Below are 16,731 nucleotides of genomic sequence, written 5' to 3'. Positions count from 1 at the left end.
TTAAAGGCTGTTAAAGCCAAGAATATATCATTGAAGTTAAGTATCTTTGTCGTATTTTAAACCGAATAATACTGTTATTATATTTGAAATCATACGAGAAATACAAAAGTAGTTATAATTTCCCTATTTTATTTTTTTTGGCAGGCCTGCTTTTATTATTAGGTGCTTGTTCTACTACAAAATATGTTGGTGAAGGTGAATATCTATTGAATAAGGTTGTTGTTAATTCTGACGATAAGTCTATTCCAACAAATGAATTAAAGCGCAATGTAAAGCAAACTCCTAATTTAAAGATTTTAGGTGTTTGGAAATTCCACTTGGGGTTATATAATTTATCCGGTAAGGATAAAGAGAAAGGATTTAACAAATGGTTAAGAAGAATTGGTGAGGAGCCGGTTATTTATGAGGATTTTCAAACAAAGCGGTCTCTGCGGCAATTGGAGATTTATTTGCAGAAAAAAGGCTACTTCAATGCCGAAGTTAGGGATTCTGTAAGCTTTAAAAGAAAAAAAGCCAAAGTATATTACTTTATAAAATCAAATGAACCTTATCGTTATCGGAATGTTTATCGGGAAATAAACGAACTTCCTTATAATTTTCTTTCCCCTTTTCAGGAGAAGGGAGAGATGTCTGATTCCACTCTAATTCGTAAATATATTGTTTCCGATAAAAGTAATTCAGATGTTCGGTTAGGAGATAAAGTGGATTCTGACGTTTTGAATAAGGAGAGGATCAGAATTTCAAAATTGTTAAAGAATCAAGGGTACTTTAATTTTTCCAGAGAGTACATTCATTTTATTATGGATAGTACTAATAAAGCCAGCAAAATGGATGTTTTTGTTGGGGTTAAAACACCTGAAGATAGTAAAGCCGTTAAAAAATACAGAATCAACAAAGTATCAATATTTACCGAGTACGATCCTAAGTTGATGTTGATGAATGATGAGAAGTATTTAATGGATTTGGATACCATTCAATATGAGGGAGTTGGTTTTATTTATAGGAAAAAGATTAAAATTAAGCCGGACGTAATCTTATCTTCTATATTGATTCGTAAAAATGAACTCTACAATCTAAAATCAGTAGAACAAACATACAGCCGCCTGCAATCTTTAGGTCAGTTTAAGTTTCTAAATGTGAAATTTGAAGAAAATTTAGAATCTAATGACGAGGAATTTGGCAGTTTAAATTGCATTATTCAATTAACTCCTCACGATCAGCAGTCTTACTCCATCGAATTTGAAGGAACTAATTCATCCGGGAATATTGGATTTGCTGGAAATTTAAATTACCAGCACAAAAATTTATTTGGTGGGGCAGAAATTTTTGATCTGCAATTTTCAACAGCGAAGGAAACCTTAAAATCTAATGAGCAAACAAATTTTAGTTCGTCGGAATACGGAGTTGAATCAAAACTGAGCATTCCGAAATTTTTATTGCCTTTGTTAACTGCCGAGAAATTCAGAAAATCTTACAATCCTAAAACAGTATTTTCTTTGTCGTATAATTTTCAGGAACGACCTGATTATACCCGAACTATTGCCGATGCTAGTTTTGGTTATGTCTGGAAGTCTTCAAAATACTTACAACACACACTTAATCTGGTAGAGTTGAATTTTGTTGACGTTAAAAACTTAAGTGAAGATTTTCTGGGATCAATAAGTAATTTATACATTAAAAATTCATTTACAGATCACGTAATTACTACCAGTAGGTATTCATTGATATATAATGATCAGAACATTAATATGCCTGGGGATTATAATTACCTCAGATTTAATTTTGAGTCGGCAGGAAATAGCCTTAAAGCAATTAATAGGTTGATTGGGAAAACTGAAAAAAATGACTACAACGATTCGGGGAATATAGAAGGTACCTATTATGATTTTATTGGAATTCGATTTGCCCAGTATTTAAAGAGTGATATTGAATATCGGTTTAGTCATCACATCAATAAAGCTAATACAATGGTTTATCGGGTTTTTCTTGGGGCGGGTTTGCCTTATGGAAACTTAGAGGTATTACCATTTGAGAAGAGTTATTTTTCAGGTGGAGCAAATGGTATAAGAGCTTGGCAAGTACGTTCATTAGGTCCGGGCTCATATTCTTCAGATGATGCAGCAATTTATCCAAACAATTCGGCAGATTTAAAACTTGAAGCCAATTTGGAATATCGTTTTAAATTATTCTGGGTTTTGGAAGGAGCCCTATTTGTAGATGCCGGTAATATTTGGGCAATCTCGAAAAAAGATGATCGTGTTGGAGCTGATTTTAAATTTGACAGGTTTTATAAAGAAATTGCCTTAGGAACAGGCTTTGGAACTCGTGTTGATTTGAATTTTATTCTTTTCCGTATTGATTTAGGTTTAAAATTACACGATCCTTCTTTAGGAGTTGGGGAAAGGTGGATTATTGCTCACCGTCCGTTTAAATTTAGTCAACTTACCTTTAATATTGGAATTGGATATCCTTTTTAAATCGCATTCGTTTGCGTAATTTTCTTATATCCAAAACAGTGCAAAATCTATAATTTCTTTTTAACTTCGTGGCAAATTGACTTCCCAGCCGATTTTATTTAGAACTATCCGATAAAAAATATTATTATGAAACGAGTATTAGATGTAGTTAAGCCAGGTGTTGTAACTGGTAACGACGTGCAAAAATTATTTCAAATTGCTAAAGAAGAAGGATTTGCTATTCCTGCTGTAAATGTTATTGGAACCAACTCAATCAATGCTGCTCTTGAGGCTGCACGTGAAGTTAATTCCCCAATCATTATTCAGTTCTCAAATGGTGGTGCTTCATTTTTCGCAGGAAAAGGAATTGTTGCAGAAGGACAAGGTGCAGCTGTTATTGGTGCTGTTGCAGGTGCTAAATATGTTCACGCAGTAGCAGAACATTATGGTATTCCAGTTATTCTGCATACCGATCATGCGGCTAAAAAACTACTTCCTTGGATCGATGGTTTATTGGATGCAGGTGAAACCTTTTTTGCAGAAACAGGAAAACCATTATTTAGCTCACACATGTTAGATTTATCTGAAGAGCCGTTGGAAGAAAATATTGGTACTTGCGCTAAGTATTTAGAGCGTATGGATAAAATGGGTATGACCATTGAAATTGAATTAGGCTGTACTGGTGGAGAAGAAGATGGTGTTGATAATTCAGATATGGATAACTCATTATTGTATACACAACCTGCAGATGTTGCATTGGCTTACGAAACGTTATTAAAAGTTTCTTCTCGTTTTACAATTGCTGCTTCTTTTGGTAATGTTCATGGTGTTTATAAACCAGGTAACGTAGTTTTAACTCCAAAAATACTATTGAATTCTCAATCTTTCATTTCAGAGAAATATGGAGTTGCGAAAAATACAGTTGATTTTGTTTTCCATGGTGGATCAGGTTCAAGTGTTGAAGAAATTCGTGAAGCAATCTCTTACGGAGTTGTTAAAATGAATATCGATACTGATACTCAGTGGGCATGTTGGGACGGAATTCGTGCTTTCGAAGCTAAGAATCACGATTACCTGCAAGGTCAAATTGGAAACCCTGAAGGAGATGATAAGCCAAATAAGAAATATTACGATCCCCGTGTATGGTTGCGCGCAGGTGAGGTTTCTATGAAAAATAGACTGGTTAAGGCTTTCGAAGATTTAAATGGGGTAGGACGTAACTAAATTTACCTTCTCTCAAAATATTTAAAACCCGGATTTTTTCCGGGTTTTTTGTTTTCAATGATTCTAAACATCAATCGTGTTTTTGAATTTGAAGTTAATTTTAGCAAATTTGGAATTCTTCGAATTAAAATGCAGGCAACTAAAAAGAACAAATGAATAAAGATAAGCTCTCTTCCCGCGATGTGTTTTCAAGTAAATTTGGTGTAATTGCGGCTGCGGCTGGCTCTGCTGTTGGTTTGGGGAATATCTGGAAGTTTCCATACATCACCGGAGTATATGGTGGAGCCGCATTTTTATTTGTGTATTTAGGATTTATAGCTCTTATTGGATTGCCTGTTATGCTCTCTGAATTGGCAATTGGACGTAAATCCAGACGAAATGTATTCGGAGCCTTTAAGTATTTAGCTCCAAATTCTCCATGGAAACTTGTAGGAATGCTTGGTGTTGCTGCTGCAGTAATGATTTTGGCATTTTATGGGGTTGTTGCAGGTTGGAGTATCGATTACATTGTTAAGGCTGCCACAGGTAGTTTCGCTGCAAAGAGTCCAAATGAGATGGAGTCCATGTTTGTGAATTTTATTGAGAGTCCTGTATCACCAATTCTATATCAGCTTTTATTTATGGTCATGACAATGGCGATCGTAATAATTGGTGTAAAAGATGGAATTGAAAAATATGCCAAGTTCCTGATGCCACTTCTTGTTGTGATAATCATTGTTCTTTGTATTAGGTCGGTTACCCTTGATGGTGCTTCAGAAGGGTTAAGGTTTCTTTTTAACCCTGATTTTTCAAAACTGACAGGAGATGGAATCTTGAGTGCTTTGGGGCATGCGTTTTTTTCTTTGAGTTTGGGGATGGGAACACTGGTAACTTATGGCTCTTACATTGATGATAAGAATAATATTGCTGTTACAGCTCTTCAGGTTACTATTGCTGATACTGTGATTGCAATATTAGCAGGAATAGCAATTTTTCCTGCGGTATTTGCATTTGGAATTGAGCCGAGTAGTGGTCCAGGCCTTGTATTTATTACCTTGCCCAATGTTTTTCAGCAAATGCCAGGTGGTTTCTTCTTTGCAATTTTGTTTTTTCTCTTACTAACAGTTGCTGCCTTAACGTCGTCAATATCAATACTCGAAGTTGTGGTGGCGTATTTTCGGGAAGAACTTAATTTGAAACGGAATTTTTCAACTATTTTAGCAACTGTAATGATTTCTGTTATTGGAGTATTTTGTTCTTTGTCAATGGGAGTGTTAAAAGAGTACACAATGTTTGGTTTGAACTTTTTTGATTTGTTGGATTGGATTTCAGCCAATATACTTCTTCCGCTTGGAGGACTATTTATCTCCTTATTTGTAGGGTGGTATTTAGGAAGAAAAAAAATAGAAAAGGAGTTGGCAAAAGGAGCAAGTATCGTAAATTGGTTACTCGCAGTGTTCATTTTCTTGGTGAAGTTTATAGCTCCAGGTGCCATCGCAATAGTTTTCTTACATGGATTAGGCCTGTTTAATTTTGGATAACTGTCATAATAATGCGATATTGTTAAGTGTTAATCGCACACTTCAATACCGATGAAATTTAAACACATTTTTAGAGAATATTTTTCTTATTCAGCTTCAGAGAGAAATGGTATAATAATACTGGTTGTATTGTTGATGGTAATGTACTTTTCACCTTTTTTTTTTAAGTCCGGCGAAGCTTCTGAATTTGTAATTGATCGAAAAAAACAAAACCAAATTGATAGTCTTATCTCTTTGATTGAAAATAAAGAAGTAAATAAGAAGGAGCAAATTAAAATTGCGAATTTAGATTTCTTTGATCCCAATAAGGCGGGTAAAGAAGAACTGATCAATCTCGGTTTGACCTCTTTTCAAATCAACAATCTAATTAAGTTCAGAAACAAAGGCGGAAAATTTAAGGCGAAAATTGATCTTCTTAAAATCTATGGAATTAATGAATCTGACCTTGAGTTATTAAGCAATTACATTCGTATTTCTGGTGATGAAAATATTAAAAAAGAGAGCCGGATAAATACTGGAAAAGAATACAATCTATTTGCTTTTGATCCAAATGTAATATCCTTGAAAGAATGGGATAGCTTAGGCGTTAATAAAAGGATAAGCATTCGTATTAAAAATTATATAGCAGCCGGAGGAAATTTTAGGCAGGCAACCGATTTAAAAAAGATTTATGGTTTTGATTCTGTTAAGTTTGTGGAGCTTCTGCCTTATGTGAAGATAGTTGTTAAATCTAATAGTGAAATTCCTTCCAATAAAATACTTGTTCAACTTAATAGTTCTGATACGAATCAACTAAAGCAATTACCGGGAATCGGTTCTGTGCTTTCATTGCGAATTGTTAAGTATCGGGATTTGTTGGGCGGATTTGTTTCGAAAGATCAATTGCTGGAAGTTTACGGTATATCAAAAGAAAAATTGATTCGAATCGAATCCAGTATTTGTGTCGATTCAATTTCTATCAGAAGGCTAATGATAAATTCTTTTGATGCGCTGCGATTAAAAAAACACCCTTATATCAATCAACGAACCGCAAAAGATATTATCCGTTATCGAGAGCGAAATGGCAATTTTACCTCTGTTGATCAATTGCAAACTCATAAATTAATCCCCGATTCAATATTTTTAAAATTGACTCCTTATTTGGAATTAAACTAGAAAGTTGTCTGTAAGTGGAGAAGGGATTGGTTATTTGCTATCTTTGTGCTCCCGCTAAGGACTATAATTTCTTTAATTGAAGTAAATTTGTGTACTTTTCTTCGAATATATTTGAATTATAGTGAATGAATTGATAAATTTGCGGCTCAGTAAGAAAAATTAATATTTAAAGGAGAAAATTATGATTATTATTCCTATGAAAGAAGGCGAAAACATTGAAAGAGCCTTGAAAAAATTCAAAAGAAAATTCGAAAAGACTGGAGTAATCAAAGAACTAAGAGGAAGACAGGTTTATACAAAACCTTCTGTGAAGAAAAGAGTAGAGAAACTTCATGCTATCTACGTTCAGAACATGCAGCAGAACGAAGATTAATTTCTTTTTATTCCTTGATATCTTAATTTTTTGTATCTTGGATTATCCTGTTGGGTAAATATCCTGGATGTATGAGTTATAAGGAATCTTTTCTGTCTTATTTACAATTCGAAAAACGATATTCGGTACATACTATTCTATCTTATGATTGTGATTTGACTCAGTTTTTTGATTTTATGTCGAAAAATGAAGTTGAGGAAGTCAAAGATGTGGATTTTAAAAGTGTGCGGAAATGGATCGTTTTTTTAATGAATGAAGGTAACTCTTCACGAACAGTAAATAGGAAATTGTCTTCTTTGAAATCCTTTTTTAAATTCTTATTGCGGGAATCTGTTGTTGACACCAATCCTATGGATCGGGTTGTTGGGCCACGGCAAGGGAAGAAACTCCCTGGGTTTGTTGCTGAGCATGCAATGCAGTTGCTGCGGGAAGTTGAATTTGGCGAAGGGTTTGAAGGGGTTAGAGATAGATTAGTTGTTGAAATGTTTTATCAGACAGGCATGCGATTGTCCGAATTGATGAATCTTAAAATTGCTAGTTTTGATCGGGGAACCTCTTTGGTGAAGGTCTTAGGTAAACGAAATAAGGAAAGGATCATTCCGGTAAGCAAAGGTCTTGAAAAGCTTCTTGATGAATATCTTGAAGAAAGAAGCAGAACTTTTGAAGAGAGGAGTGATTTTCTTTTTGTAACTAAAAAGGGGGTGCCTGTATACGAAAAGTTGTTGTATCGGATTGTGACAAAACACTTATCGAAGATTACAACGCTTGCCAAGCGAAGTCCTCATGTGTTGCGTCATACGTTCGCCACACATTTGCTAAACAACGGGGCTGAATTGAATGCGGTTAAAGAATTACTTGGACATTCCAATCTTTCTGCGACCCAAATTTATACTCATACTACATTCGAGCGTTTAAATAAAGTATATAAACAAGCTCATCCAAGAGCATAATAAATGTGGAGGTAATAGTATGGTAAATATTCAATCAATTGGTTTTGTTGCTGATAATAAGCTTGAAGCTTTTATTCAGAGTAAATTGGATAAGTTGATGAAGCTTGATGATGATATTGTAGGGGTTGAGGTTTTTCTTCGTTTGGAGAAGTCAGTTACTGCAGAAAATAAAGTTGTGGAAATCATTTTAGATTTGAAAGGCGCTGATTTGTTTGCGAAAAAGCAAAGTCAAAGCTTTGAAGAGTCTACAGATATGGTGATTGAAGCTCTTCGTCGTCAGCTTGTGAAACACAAAGAAAAACTTCGCGCAAAATAATCGTAAAAAATGTTCGATTAGCTTGTGATAAATTTAAAATATTTTTACATTTGCAAACCATTTTCAGGGAAAAGTATGCCTGTTAAATAGATGGTTTGTAAGTTGCCGATGTAGCTCAGTTGGTCAGAGCAGCTGATTTGTAATCAGCAGGTCGTGGGTTCGAATCCCTCTATCGGCTCGGTAATTTTTTTGGGGAGATACCAAAGTGGCCAACTGGGGCGGACTGTAACTCCGCTGACATCGTCTTCGTAGGTTCGAATCCTGCTCTCCCCACAGAATTATAGAAGAAATAGTAATGTTTCTTTTTTGCGGGAATAGCTCAGTTGATAGAGCATCAGCCTTCCAAGCTGAGGGTCGCGAGTTTGAGTCTCGTTTCCCGCTCACATTTTTGTGATTGCCGTTGTAGCTCAGGGGTAGAGCGCTTCCTTGGTAAGGAAGAGGTCATGAGTTCAATTCTCATCAATGGCTCAGAAATATATTGTATTGTTTTTAATTGTTGTCTAATTTTAATTAACTTTTTGAGTTATGGCTAAAGAACATTTTGACAGGTCAAAACCACACGTAAATATCGGTACCATTGGTCACGTAGATCACGGTAAAACAACCTTGACTGCAGCGATCACAACTGTGTTAGCAAAAAAAGGATATTGCGAAATAAAGTCTTTCGATTCTATCGATAACGCACCTGAAGAAAAAGAAAGAGGTATTACGATTAATACTGCTCACGTTGAATATTCAACTGAGAATCGTCATTACGCTCACGTTGACTGTCCTGGTCACGCGGATTACGTAAAGAACATGGTAACTGGTGCTGCTCAGATGGATGGTGCTATTTTGGTTTGTGCTGCAACTGATGGTCCTATGCCTCAAACTCGTGAGCACATCTTGTTGGCTCGTCAGGTAAACGTACCTAAAATGGTTGTTTTCTTGAACAAGGTTGACATGGTTGACGATGAAGAGATGCTGGAGTTAGTAGAAATGGAAGTTCGTGAACTTTTAGATTTTTACGAATTTGATGGGGATAATACTCCAATCATCGCTGGATCTGCACTTGGTGGATTGAATGGTGAGCCAGAATGGGAAGAAAAAATTCTTGAACTTATGGCTGCTGTTGATTCATGGATTCCACTTCCTCCTCGTGATGTAGATAAACCTTTCTTGATGCCAATCGAGGATGTATTCTCTATCACAGGTCGTGGTACTGTTGCAACAGGTCGTATCGAAACTGGTATTGTTAAAACTGGTGAAGAACTTCAGATTATCGGTTTAGGTGCTGAAGGTATGAAAACAGTTTGTACTGGTGTTGAAATGTTCCGTAAGATTTTGGATGAAGGTCAAGCTGGAGATAACGTTGGTTTGTTGTTGAGAGGTATTGAAAAATCTTCTATCAAACGTGGTATGGTTATTTGTCATCCTAAAACTATTACTCCTCATACAAAAATCAAAGCTGAGATTTATGTGTTGAAGAAAGAAGAAGGTGGACGTCACACTCCATTCCATAATAAATACCGTCCTCAGTTCTATATCAGAACTCTTGATGTAACTGGTGAGATTACACTTCCAGAAGGAGTTGAGATGGTAATGCCAGGTGATAACGTTACTATTAATGTTGAATTAATCACTCCGGTTGCTTGTTCTATAGGTTTACGTTTTGCTATGCGTGAAGGTGGTAGAACTGTAGGTGCTGGTCAGATTACTGAAATTATTGAGTAATAAATATATAGAGATTGATCTGGTTTTTTCCGGATCAATCTTAATATAGACGGGTGTAGCTCAGTTGGTAGAGCACTGGTCTCCAAAACCAGGTGTCGGGAGTTCGAGTCTCTCCACCCGTGCAAAGACAAACAAGCCTTATGAAACTAAAAATTTATTTTGAAGAAGTTTATAAAGAACTAGTTCAGAAAGTATCTTGGCCATCATGGTCTGAACTTCAAAGTAGTGCGATCGTTGTAATGGTTGCTTCCGCTATTATTGCAACAGCGATTTTCGCTATGGACTTTGGGTTCAAGAATTTGATGGATATTATATACAGTATGTTTTACTAATTCCTGAAAGAAAACATGGTTGAAATTGATAGAAAATGGTATGTTCTTAGGACTGTCGGAGGAAAAGAAAAGAAAGTCAAAGAATATATTGATAGTGAAATTTCTAATCTAGGTCTGCAGGAGTATGTATCACAGGTTCTAATTCCTACCGAAAGAGTATTTCAAGTGCGCAACGGTAAGAAAATAAGCAAGGAAAGAATATTCTTACCTGGCTATATTCTTATTGAAGCAGCACTCGTTGGCGAAATTCCTCACATCCTTCGTGGTATCACGAATGTGATTGGCTTCCTGGGGGATACTAAAGGCGGCGACCCAACACCAATGCGAATGTCAGAAGTGAACCGCATTCTTGGAAAGGTTGATGAATTATCTGGTAAACATGAGGAGATTAGTATTCCTTATTTTGTTGGAGAAATGATTAAGGTAACGGATGGACCGTTTAATGGTTTTACTGGTGTGATTGAAGAGGTGAATGCTGAGAAGAAGAAACTGAAAGTTATGGTTAAAATCTTCGGAAGAAAGACTCCTCTTGAATTAAGTTTCATGCAAGTAGAAAAAGAATAATTAAATCCTTAGAAAAGAAAGCTATGGCTAAAGAAGTTGCAGGATTAATAAAATTGCAGATCAAAGGTGGTGCTGCAAATCCTTCACCCCCAGTTGGACCGGCATTAGGGTCTAAAGGGGTTAATATTATGGATTTTTGTAAGCAATTCAATGCAAGAACTCAAGATCAGGCTGGAAAAGTAATTCCAGTTGTGATTACAGTTTATTCTGATAGTTCTTTTGAATTTATTACGAAAACTCCTCCCGTTGCTGTTCAAATTCTGGAAGCTGCTAAATTAAAATCTGGTTCTGCTGAATCAAACCGTGTTAAGGTTGGTTCTATTTCCTGGGATCAAGTTCGCGAGATCGCAGAAGGAAAGATGAAAGATTTGAATGCTTTTAAATTAGAAAGCGCCATGAGTATGGTTGCTGGAACAGCAAGAAGTATGGGTGTCACTATTAGTGGTGATAATCCTCTTAATCAATAATTATAAATACTGCAAGTAAAATGGGTAAACTAACAAAAAATAGTAAGTTAGCTTCAGAGAAAGTGGAGACTGGTAAGCTATATTCTATCGACGAAGCAGCAAAGTTGGTTAAGGAGATTACTTTCACCAAATTTGACGCCTCAATGGATATGGATGTTCGCTTAGGAGTTGACCCAAGAAAAGCTAACCAAATGGTTCGTGGTGTTGTTACCCTTCCTCATGGTACTGGTAAAAATGTTCGTGTTCTGGTACTTTGTACTCCTGATAAGGAAGAAGAAGCCAGAGCTGCAGGTGCTGACCATGTTGGCCTTGACGATTATGTTGCCAAGATCAAAGGAGGATGGACTGACATTGATGTTATCATCACCATGCCAACTGTTATGGCAAAAGTTGGTGCTTTAGGACGAGTTTTAGGACCACGTGGTTTGATGCCAAATCCTAAATCTGGTACTGTAACAATGGATATTGCTAAGGCAGTTACCGAAGTGAAAGCTGGAAAGATTGATTTTAAGGTCGATAAATATGGTATTATTCACTCATCCATTGGTAAAGTATCTTTTGATGTAGACAAAATTCATGAGAATGCTAAAGAATTTGTTGGCATGATCAATAAATTGAAGCCTTCTGCAGCCAAAGGAACTTATATCAAGAGTGTATACCTGTCAAGTACAATGAGCCTTGGTATTCAGGTGGATGTCAAGTCTATTCTTGACTAATTTTAATTTTTAATCAAGACCTTAGTAATCATGAAAAGGGAACAAAAAATTCAGATTATTGATAGCTTGACGGAGGAAATCAACGCTTCAAACCATTTTTATCTTACTGACATCTCAGGAATGAGTGCAGAAAAAACATCTTCTCTTCGTAGAATTTGTTTTGAAAAAGAAGTAAAATTGGTTGTAGTGAAGAATACACTTCTTCGAATTGCTTTGGAAAAAGCAGAAGGTGATTTTGAAGGTTTAAATGTTGCACTTAAGGGATCTACTTCTCTTATGTTGGCAGAAACCGGAAATTTACCTGCAAAGCTTATCAAAGAGTTCCGTAAGGGACATGATAAACCTATCCTGAAAGCGGCGTTTGTTGAAGAATCGCTTTATATTGGAGACAATGAGTTGAATGCTCTTTGTTCAATCAAATCTAAAGAAGAACTTATTGGTGATATCGTTGCATTGCTTCAATCTCCAATCAAGAATGTTATTTCTTCCTTGGAATCAGGAAAGAATATCCTAGCTGGTGTTGTGAAAACACTTTCAGAAAAAGAGTAATATATTTAGTAAATTAAATTTTAAAAACTGAAGGAAAATGGCAGATTTAAAAAAGTTTGCAGAAGAATTAGTTAATTTGACTGTTAAGGAAGTAAGTGAGTTAGCTACTATTTTGAAAGATGAGTACGGAATTGAGCCAGCTGCTGCTGCTGCTGTTGCTGCTCCTGCAGCAGGTGGTGCTGAAGCTACTGCTGAACAAAGTGAATTCGATGTAATTCTTAAATCAGCAGGTGGTTCTAAACTAGCTGTTGTGAAATTGGTTAAGGAATTAACTGGTCTTGGATTAAAAGAAGCTAAAGCTGCAGTTGATGCTGCACCAGCTCCATTGAAAGAAAAAGTTTCTAAGGAAGAAGCTGAAGCACTAAAAGCACAATTAGAAGAAGCTGGAGCTGAAGTTGAACTTAAATAGAAGCGCTAAAACCTATATATAGGGTTATTTTGGTTTAGAGTTCCTAACCGGGACTCTAAGCCTTTTTGTTGTTTATTATCGTTTAGGTTCAATTAATTTTAAGTAAATGTCTTCAAATACAATTAGTCAAAGAATTAGTTTTACTTCAAATAAAAATCAGCTTGCATATCCTGATTTTTTGGAGGTTCAATTAAAATCTTTTCAAGACTTTTTTCAGCTGGAAACTACCCCGGAGAAAAGAAAGAACGAAGGATTATTTAAGGTATTTAGTGAGAATTTCCCAATTACTGATACTAGAAATAATTTCGTATTGGAGTTTCTCGACTATTTTGTTGATCCACCCCGCTACGCAATCGAAGAATGTATCGAAAGAGGCTTAACTTATAGTGTTCCACTAAAAGCAAAGCTAAAACTTTACTGTACCGATCCAGAACATGAGGATTTTGATACTGTGATTCAGGATGTATATCTTGGAACAGTTCCTTATATGACAGAAAAGGGTACTTTCGTGGTTAACGGAGCAGAACGTGTTGTTGTTTCTCAACTTCACCGTTCACCAGGTGTGTTCTTTGGACAAAGTGTACACGCTAACGGAACCAAGTTATATTCTGCCAGAATTATTCCATTTAAAGGTTCTTGGATTGAGTTTGCGACAGACATTAATAATGTCATGTTTGCATACATAGATCGTAAGAAAAAACTTCCTGTAACTACATTGTTACGTGCAATTGGTTATGAAAGTGATAAAGAAATTTTAGAAATTTTTGATCTGGCTGATGAAATTAAAGTTTCTAAAAGCGGACTCAAAAAAATTGTAGGTCGTAAACTTGCCGCCCGTGTTCTTAAGTCGTGGATTGAAGACTTTGTGGATGAAGATACAGGAGAGGTTGTATCTATTGAACGTAACGAGGTAATTATAGATCGTGAGACCATACTAGAACCAGAACATATAGAAGAAATTCTTGAGTCAGGAGCAAAGACTATTTTATTGCATAAAGAGGAGCAAAATCTTGCCGATTACGCAATTATTTATAATACTTTGCAGAAAGATCCTTGTAACTCTGAAAAAGAAGCAGTTCTTCACATTTATCGTCAGTTAAGGAATTCTGAGCCACCAGATGAGGCTACAGCCCGAGACGTAATCGATAAATTATTTTTCTCTGACAAGCGTTATGATTTAGGTGACGTTGGTAGATACCGTATCAATAAAAAATTAGGCCTAAATACGGCTAATGATACTAAGGTATTAACCAAGGAGGATATTATTGAAATTATCAAGTATTTGATAAAATTGCTGAATGCGCGTACTGATGTTGATGATATTGATCACCTTAGTAATCGTCGCGTTCGTACTGTTGGAGAACAACTTCATACGCAGTTTGGTGTTGGTTTAGCCCGTATGGCCCGTACTATTCGTGAAAGAATGAATGTTCGTGACAATGAGGTGTTTACTCCAATCGATTTGATTAATTCAAAAACATTATCTTCTGTAATTAATTCCTTTTTTGGAACAAATGCTTTATCTCAATTCATGGATCAAACGAATCCATTGGCTGAGATAACACACAAAAGAAGAATGTCAGCACTTGGACCAGGTGGTCTTTCCCGAGAAAGAGCAGGTTTTGAGGTTCGGGATGTACACTATACTCATTATGGACGTTTATGTCCTATTGAAACTCCTGAGGGACCAAATATTGGTCTGATTTCGTCTTTGTGTGTTTACGCAAAGATTAATAATCTTGGATTTATTGAGACTCCATACCGTAAGGTTGTAGATGGAAAGGTTGATTTATCTCTTGAAGGAATAAATTATTTATCGGCGGAAGAAGAAGAAGGGTTAATAATTGCTCAGGCAAATGCACCTATAAATGATGATGGATCTTTTGTTAATGCAAAAGCAAAATCTCGTATGGATGGTGATTTCCCTTTTGAGGAAGTTCATAAGCTAAATTTGATGGACGTTGCTCCTAATCAAATTGCATCTATCGCAGCTTCTTTAATCCCATTCCTTGAGCATGATGATGCTAACCGTGCTTTGATGGGATCTAATATGATGCGTCAGGCTGTACCGGTTATTAATCCTGAATCACCTATTGTTGGAACAGGTTTAGAGGCGAATCTTGTAAGAGATTCAAGAACTCAGATTTGTGCCGAAGGGGATGGAGTAATTGAATTTGTTGATGCAACAAAAATTGTAATTGATTACGAACGTTCAGAGGAAGAGGTTTTTGTGAGCTTTGAAGGAAATAGTAAAACTTATTTACTTCCAAAATATGGCAAAACCAATCAGGGAACAACGATGGATCTTAAGCCGATTGTGGCTAAGGGCGATCGAGTTGTTGCTGGTCAGATTCTTACTCAGGGATATGCGACTCAATTAGGCGAACTTGCTTTAGGTCGTAATCTTAAAGTGGCATTTATGCCTTGGAAAGGTTACAACTATGAGGATGCGATTGTAATTTCGGAGCGAATTGTTAAGGATGATGTATTTACTTCGGTTCACGTTGATGAGTACACACTGGAAGTTCGTGATACTAAACGGGGTATGGAAGAGTTAACCTCTGATATTCCTAATGTTAGTGAAGAAGCAACACGAAATCTTGATGAGAATGGATTGATTCGTATTGGAGCTACAGTTGAGCCTGGAGATATCTTAATTGGTAAGATTACTCCAAAAGGTGAGTCTGACCCTTCTCCGGAAGAAAAATTACTTCGTGCTATTTTTGGTGATAAGGCTGGTGATGTAAAAGATGCTTCCTTGAAAGCTTCTCCTTCATTGCGAGGTGTAATTATCAACAAGAAGTTGTTCTCCCGTTCAATGCGTGATCGTAAATCCAAGCAATCCGATAAGCCGTTAATTGCTAAATTGGATGAAGAACTTGCTAATCAGATTCATGAGTTAAAGATTCGGTTGGTAGATAAATTGTTTGTTCTGGTAAATGGAAAAACATCTCAAGGGGTTAAGGATTACTTAAATGTTGATGTAATTACTAAGGGAGTTAAGTTTACTCAGAAGCTTTTGATGGATATCAACTATTTGGAAATTAATCCTAGTAAGTGGACTACCGATAAAGATAAGAACGATACAATTAAGAAATTACTGCACAATTACATCATTAAGTACAAAGAACTTCAGGGTGCTAATAAGCGTAAGAAATATAATGTCACTATTGGAGATGAAATGCCTGCTGGTATTATTCAGATGGCTAAAGTTTATGTAGCTAAGAAGCGTAAACTCCAAATTGGTGATAAAATGGCAGGTCGACATGGAAATAAAGGTATTGTGTCACGTGTAGTACGTGAAGAAGATATGCCTTTCCTTGAAGACGGAACTACGGTGGATATTTGTTTGAATCCTCTTGGTGTGCCATCTCGTATGAATCTTGGTCAGGTATTTGAAACTGTACTAGGTTGGGCAGGTAAAGAACTGGGATTGAAATTTGCTACTCCTATTTTTGACGGTGCAACTCTTGATGAGATAACTGAATATACTGACAGAGCTGGAGTTCCAGCCTTTGGGAAAGCTTATTTACACGATGGTGGTACCGGACTTAGATTTGATCAGCCGGCAACAGTAGGTATTATTTACATGCTGAAACTTGGTCACATGGTTGATGATAAGATGCATGCACGTTCTATTGGACCTTATTCATTGATTACCCAGCAACCTCTAGGAGGTAAGGCACAGTTTGGGGGTCAGCGTTTTGGAGAGATGGAGGTTTGGGCTCTGGAGGCCTTTGGTGCGGCTCATATCTTACAGGAAATCCTTACCGTTAAGTCGGATGATGTAGTGGGTAGAGCGAAAGCTTACGAAGCTATTGTTAAGGGTGATCCAATGCCTAGTCCTGGAATACCGGAATCTCTTAATGTATTATTACATGAACTAAGAGGTTTAGGGTTGAGCGTTAAATTAGTATAAGCCTTATTATAAAGCGAATGCTGGGTTTCCCGGCATTCGCCTTGCTTGAAACAAAATTGTTAATTTCC

At 36.3% G+C, this 16,731-nt stretch carries 15 protein-coding genes and 5 tRNA genes; all 20 read left to right on the top strand.

Annotated features, from left to right (window positions below):
• Positions 1 to 83 precede the first annotated feature (83 nt).
• The 20 genes from tamL (at position 84) to rpoB (ending at position 16,663) form a co-directional block, all read left to right on the top strand.
• Complete coding sequence (gene tamL, locus BZG01_RS05230) at positions 84 to 2,477, top strand: translocation and assembly module lipoprotein TamL (protein WP_101308781.1); 2,394 nt, start codon at positions 84 to 86, stop codon at positions 2,475 to 2,477.
• Positions 2,478 to 2,603: 126 nt separating this feature from the next.
• A complete protein-coding gene (gene fbaA, locus BZG01_RS05225; protein ID WP_180327227.1) occupies positions 2,604 to 3,680 on the top strand; it encodes a class II fructose-bisphosphate aldolase in 1,077 nt (358 codons plus the stop codon).
• Between the two features lie 152 nt (positions 3,681 to 3,832).
• Positions 3,833 to 5,200 (top strand): sodium-dependent transporter, encoded by a 1,368-nt coding sequence (locus BZG01_RS05220; RefSeq protein ID WP_101308779.1) that lies wholly within the window; start codon positions 3,833 to 3,835, stop codon positions 5,198 to 5,200.
• A 51-nt stretch (positions 5,201 to 5,251) separates the two neighbouring features.
• Entirely contained in the window at positions 5,252 to 6,355 is a 1,104-nt protein-coding gene (locus tag BZG01_RS05215) for a helix-hairpin-helix domain-containing protein (protein WP_101308778.1), read from the top strand.
• Positions 6,356 to 6,536: 181 nt separating this feature from the next.
• Complete coding sequence (rpsU, locus tag BZG01_RS05210) at positions 6,537 to 6,728, top strand: 30S ribosomal protein S21 (protein ID WP_101263213.1); 192 nt, start codon at positions 6,537 to 6,539, stop codon at positions 6,726 to 6,728.
• A 71-nt stretch (positions 6,729 to 6,799) separates the two neighbouring features.
• The gene (locus tag BZG01_RS05205; protein WP_101308777.1) at positions 6,800 to 7,678 is read left to right on the top strand and encodes a tyrosine-type recombinase/integrase; all 879 of its coding nucleotides are present in this window, start codon (positions 6,800 to 6,802) and stop codon (positions 7,676 to 7,678) included.
• Positions 7,679 to 7,697: 19 nt separating this feature from the next.
• A complete protein-coding gene (gene hpf, locus BZG01_RS05200) occupies positions 7,698 to 7,994 on the top strand; it encodes a ribosome hibernation-promoting factor, HPF/YfiA family (RefSeq protein ID WP_101308776.1) in 297 nt (98 codons plus the stop codon).
• 104 nt (positions 7,995 to 8,098) lie between these two features.
• Positions 8,099 to 8,172: transfer RNA gene (locus tag BZG01_RS05195), tRNA-Thr, on the top strand.
• A 13-nt stretch (positions 8,173 to 8,185) separates the two neighbouring features.
• Positions 8,186 to 8,267, top strand: a tRNA-Tyr gene (locus tag BZG01_RS05190).
• A 35-nt stretch (positions 8,268 to 8,302) separates the two neighbouring features.
• Positions 8,303 to 8,375, top strand: a tRNA-Gly gene (locus BZG01_RS05185).
• Between the two features lie 15 nt (positions 8,376 to 8,390).
• A tRNA-Thr gene (locus BZG01_RS05180) sits at positions 8,391 to 8,462 on the top strand.
• 57 nt (positions 8,463 to 8,519) lie between these two features.
• On the top strand, positions 8,520 to 9,707 hold the full coding sequence (gene tuf / locus BZG01_RS05175; protein ID WP_101308775.1) for an elongation factor Tu: 1,188 nt from the start codon (positions 8,520 to 8,522) through the stop codon (positions 9,705 to 9,707).
• 49 nt (positions 9,708 to 9,756) lie between these two features.
• Positions 9,757 to 9,829: transfer RNA gene (locus BZG01_RS05170), tRNA-Trp, on the top strand.
• An 18-nt stretch (positions 9,830 to 9,847) separates the two neighbouring features.
• On the top strand, positions 9,848 to 10,039 hold the full coding sequence (gene secE / locus BZG01_RS05165; protein WP_101308774.1) for a preprotein translocase subunit SecE: 192 nt from the start codon (positions 9,848 to 9,850) through the stop codon (positions 10,037 to 10,039).
• Positions 10,040 to 10,054: 15 nt separating this feature from the next.
• Positions 10,055 to 10,603, top strand: coding sequence for a transcription termination/antitermination protein NusG (gene nusG / locus BZG01_RS05160; RefSeq protein ID WP_101308773.1), 549 nt, complete (start codon positions 10,055 to 10,057; stop codon positions 10,601 to 10,603).
• Positions 10,604 to 10,626: 23 nt separating this feature from the next.
• A complete protein-coding gene (rplK, locus tag BZG01_RS05155; protein ID WP_101308772.1) occupies positions 10,627 to 11,070 on the top strand; it encodes a 50S ribosomal protein L11 in 444 nt (147 codons plus the stop codon).
• Between the two features lie 20 nt (positions 11,071 to 11,090).
• Positions 11,091 to 11,786 carry a 50S ribosomal protein L1 gene (gene rplA / locus BZG01_RS05150; RefSeq protein WP_101308771.1) on the top strand — a complete coding sequence of 232 codons (696 nt, stop codon included), beginning with the start codon at positions 11,091 to 11,093 and terminating at the stop codon, positions 11,784 to 11,786.
• Positions 11,787 to 11,816: 30 nt separating this feature from the next.
• On the top strand, positions 11,817 to 12,335 hold the full coding sequence (rplJ, locus tag BZG01_RS05145; RefSeq protein WP_101308770.1) for a 50S ribosomal protein L10: 519 nt from the start codon (positions 11,817 to 11,819) through the stop codon (positions 12,333 to 12,335).
• A 37-nt stretch (positions 12,336 to 12,372) separates the two neighbouring features.
• Positions 12,373 to 12,744, top strand: coding sequence for a 50S ribosomal protein L7/L12 (rplL, locus tag BZG01_RS05140; protein WP_101308769.1), 372 nt, complete (start codon positions 12,373 to 12,375; stop codon positions 12,742 to 12,744).
• Positions 12,745 to 12,850: 106 nt separating this feature from the next.
• Positions 12,851 to 16,663 (top strand): DNA-directed RNA polymerase subunit beta, encoded by a 3,813-nt coding sequence (gene rpoB, locus BZG01_RS05135; RefSeq protein ID WP_101308768.1) that lies wholly within the window; start codon positions 12,851 to 12,853, stop codon positions 16,661 to 16,663.
• Positions 16,664 to 16,731 lie beyond the last annotated feature (68 nt).

This window comes from Labilibaculum manganireducens (assembly GCF_002843385.1).
Taxonomy (GTDB): Bacteria; Bacteroidota; Bacteroidia; order Bacteroidales; family Marinifilaceae; genus Labilibaculum; species Labilibaculum manganireducens.
This window is presented reverse-complemented; position numbering and strand designations above follow the sequence as displayed.

Bases quoted from the DNA above. Each gene is read 5' to 3' on its own strand.
- BZG01_RS05215 (WP_101308778.1), top strand. From the start codon at position 5,252: ATGAAATTTAAACACATTTTTAGAGAATATTTTTCTTATTCAGCTTCA.
- rpsU (WP_101263213.1), top strand. From the start codon at position 6,537: ATGATTATTATTCCTATGAAAGAAGGCGAAAACATTGAAAGAGCCTTG.
- nusG (WP_101308773.1), top strand. From the start codon at position 10,055: ATGGTTGAAATTGATAGAAAATGGTATGTTCTTAGGACTGTCGGAGGA.
- tuf (WP_101308775.1), top strand. From the start codon at position 8,520: ATGGCTAAAGAACATTTTGACAGGTCAAAACCACACGTAAATATCGGT.
- BZG01_RS05220 (WP_101308779.1), top strand. From the start codon at position 3,833: ATGAATAAAGATAAGCTCTCTTCCCGCGATGTGTTTTCAAGTAAATTT.
- rpoB (WP_101308768.1), top strand. From the start codon at position 12,851: ATGTCTTCAAATACAATTAGTCAAAGAATTAGTTTTACTTCAAATAAA.
- fbaA (WP_180327227.1), top strand. From the start codon at position 2,604: ATGAAACGAGTATTAGATGTAGTTAAGCCAGGTGTTGTAACTGGTAAC.
- rplK (WP_101308772.1), top strand. From the start codon at position 10,627: ATGGCTAAAGAAGTTGCAGGATTAATAAAATTGCAGATCAAAGGTGGT.
- rplJ (WP_101308770.1), top strand. From the start codon at position 11,817: ATGAAAAGGGAACAAAAAATTCAGATTATTGATAGCTTGACGGAGGAA.
- hpf (WP_101308776.1), top strand. From the start codon at position 7,698: ATGGTAAATATTCAATCAATTGGTTTTGTTGCTGATAATAAGCTTGAA.
- secE (WP_101308774.1), top strand. From the start codon at position 9,848: ATGAAACTAAAAATTTATTTTGAAGAAGTTTATAAAGAACTAGTTCAG.
- BZG01_RS05205 (WP_101308777.1), top strand. From the start codon at position 6,800: ATGAGTTATAAGGAATCTTTTCTGTCTTATTTACAATTCGAAAAACGA.
- rplL (WP_101308769.1), top strand. From the start codon at position 12,373: ATGGCAGATTTAAAAAAGTTTGCAGAAGAATTAGTTAATTTGACTGTT.
- rplA (WP_101308771.1), top strand. From the start codon at position 11,091: ATGGGTAAACTAACAAAAAATAGTAAGTTAGCTTCAGAGAAAGTGGAG.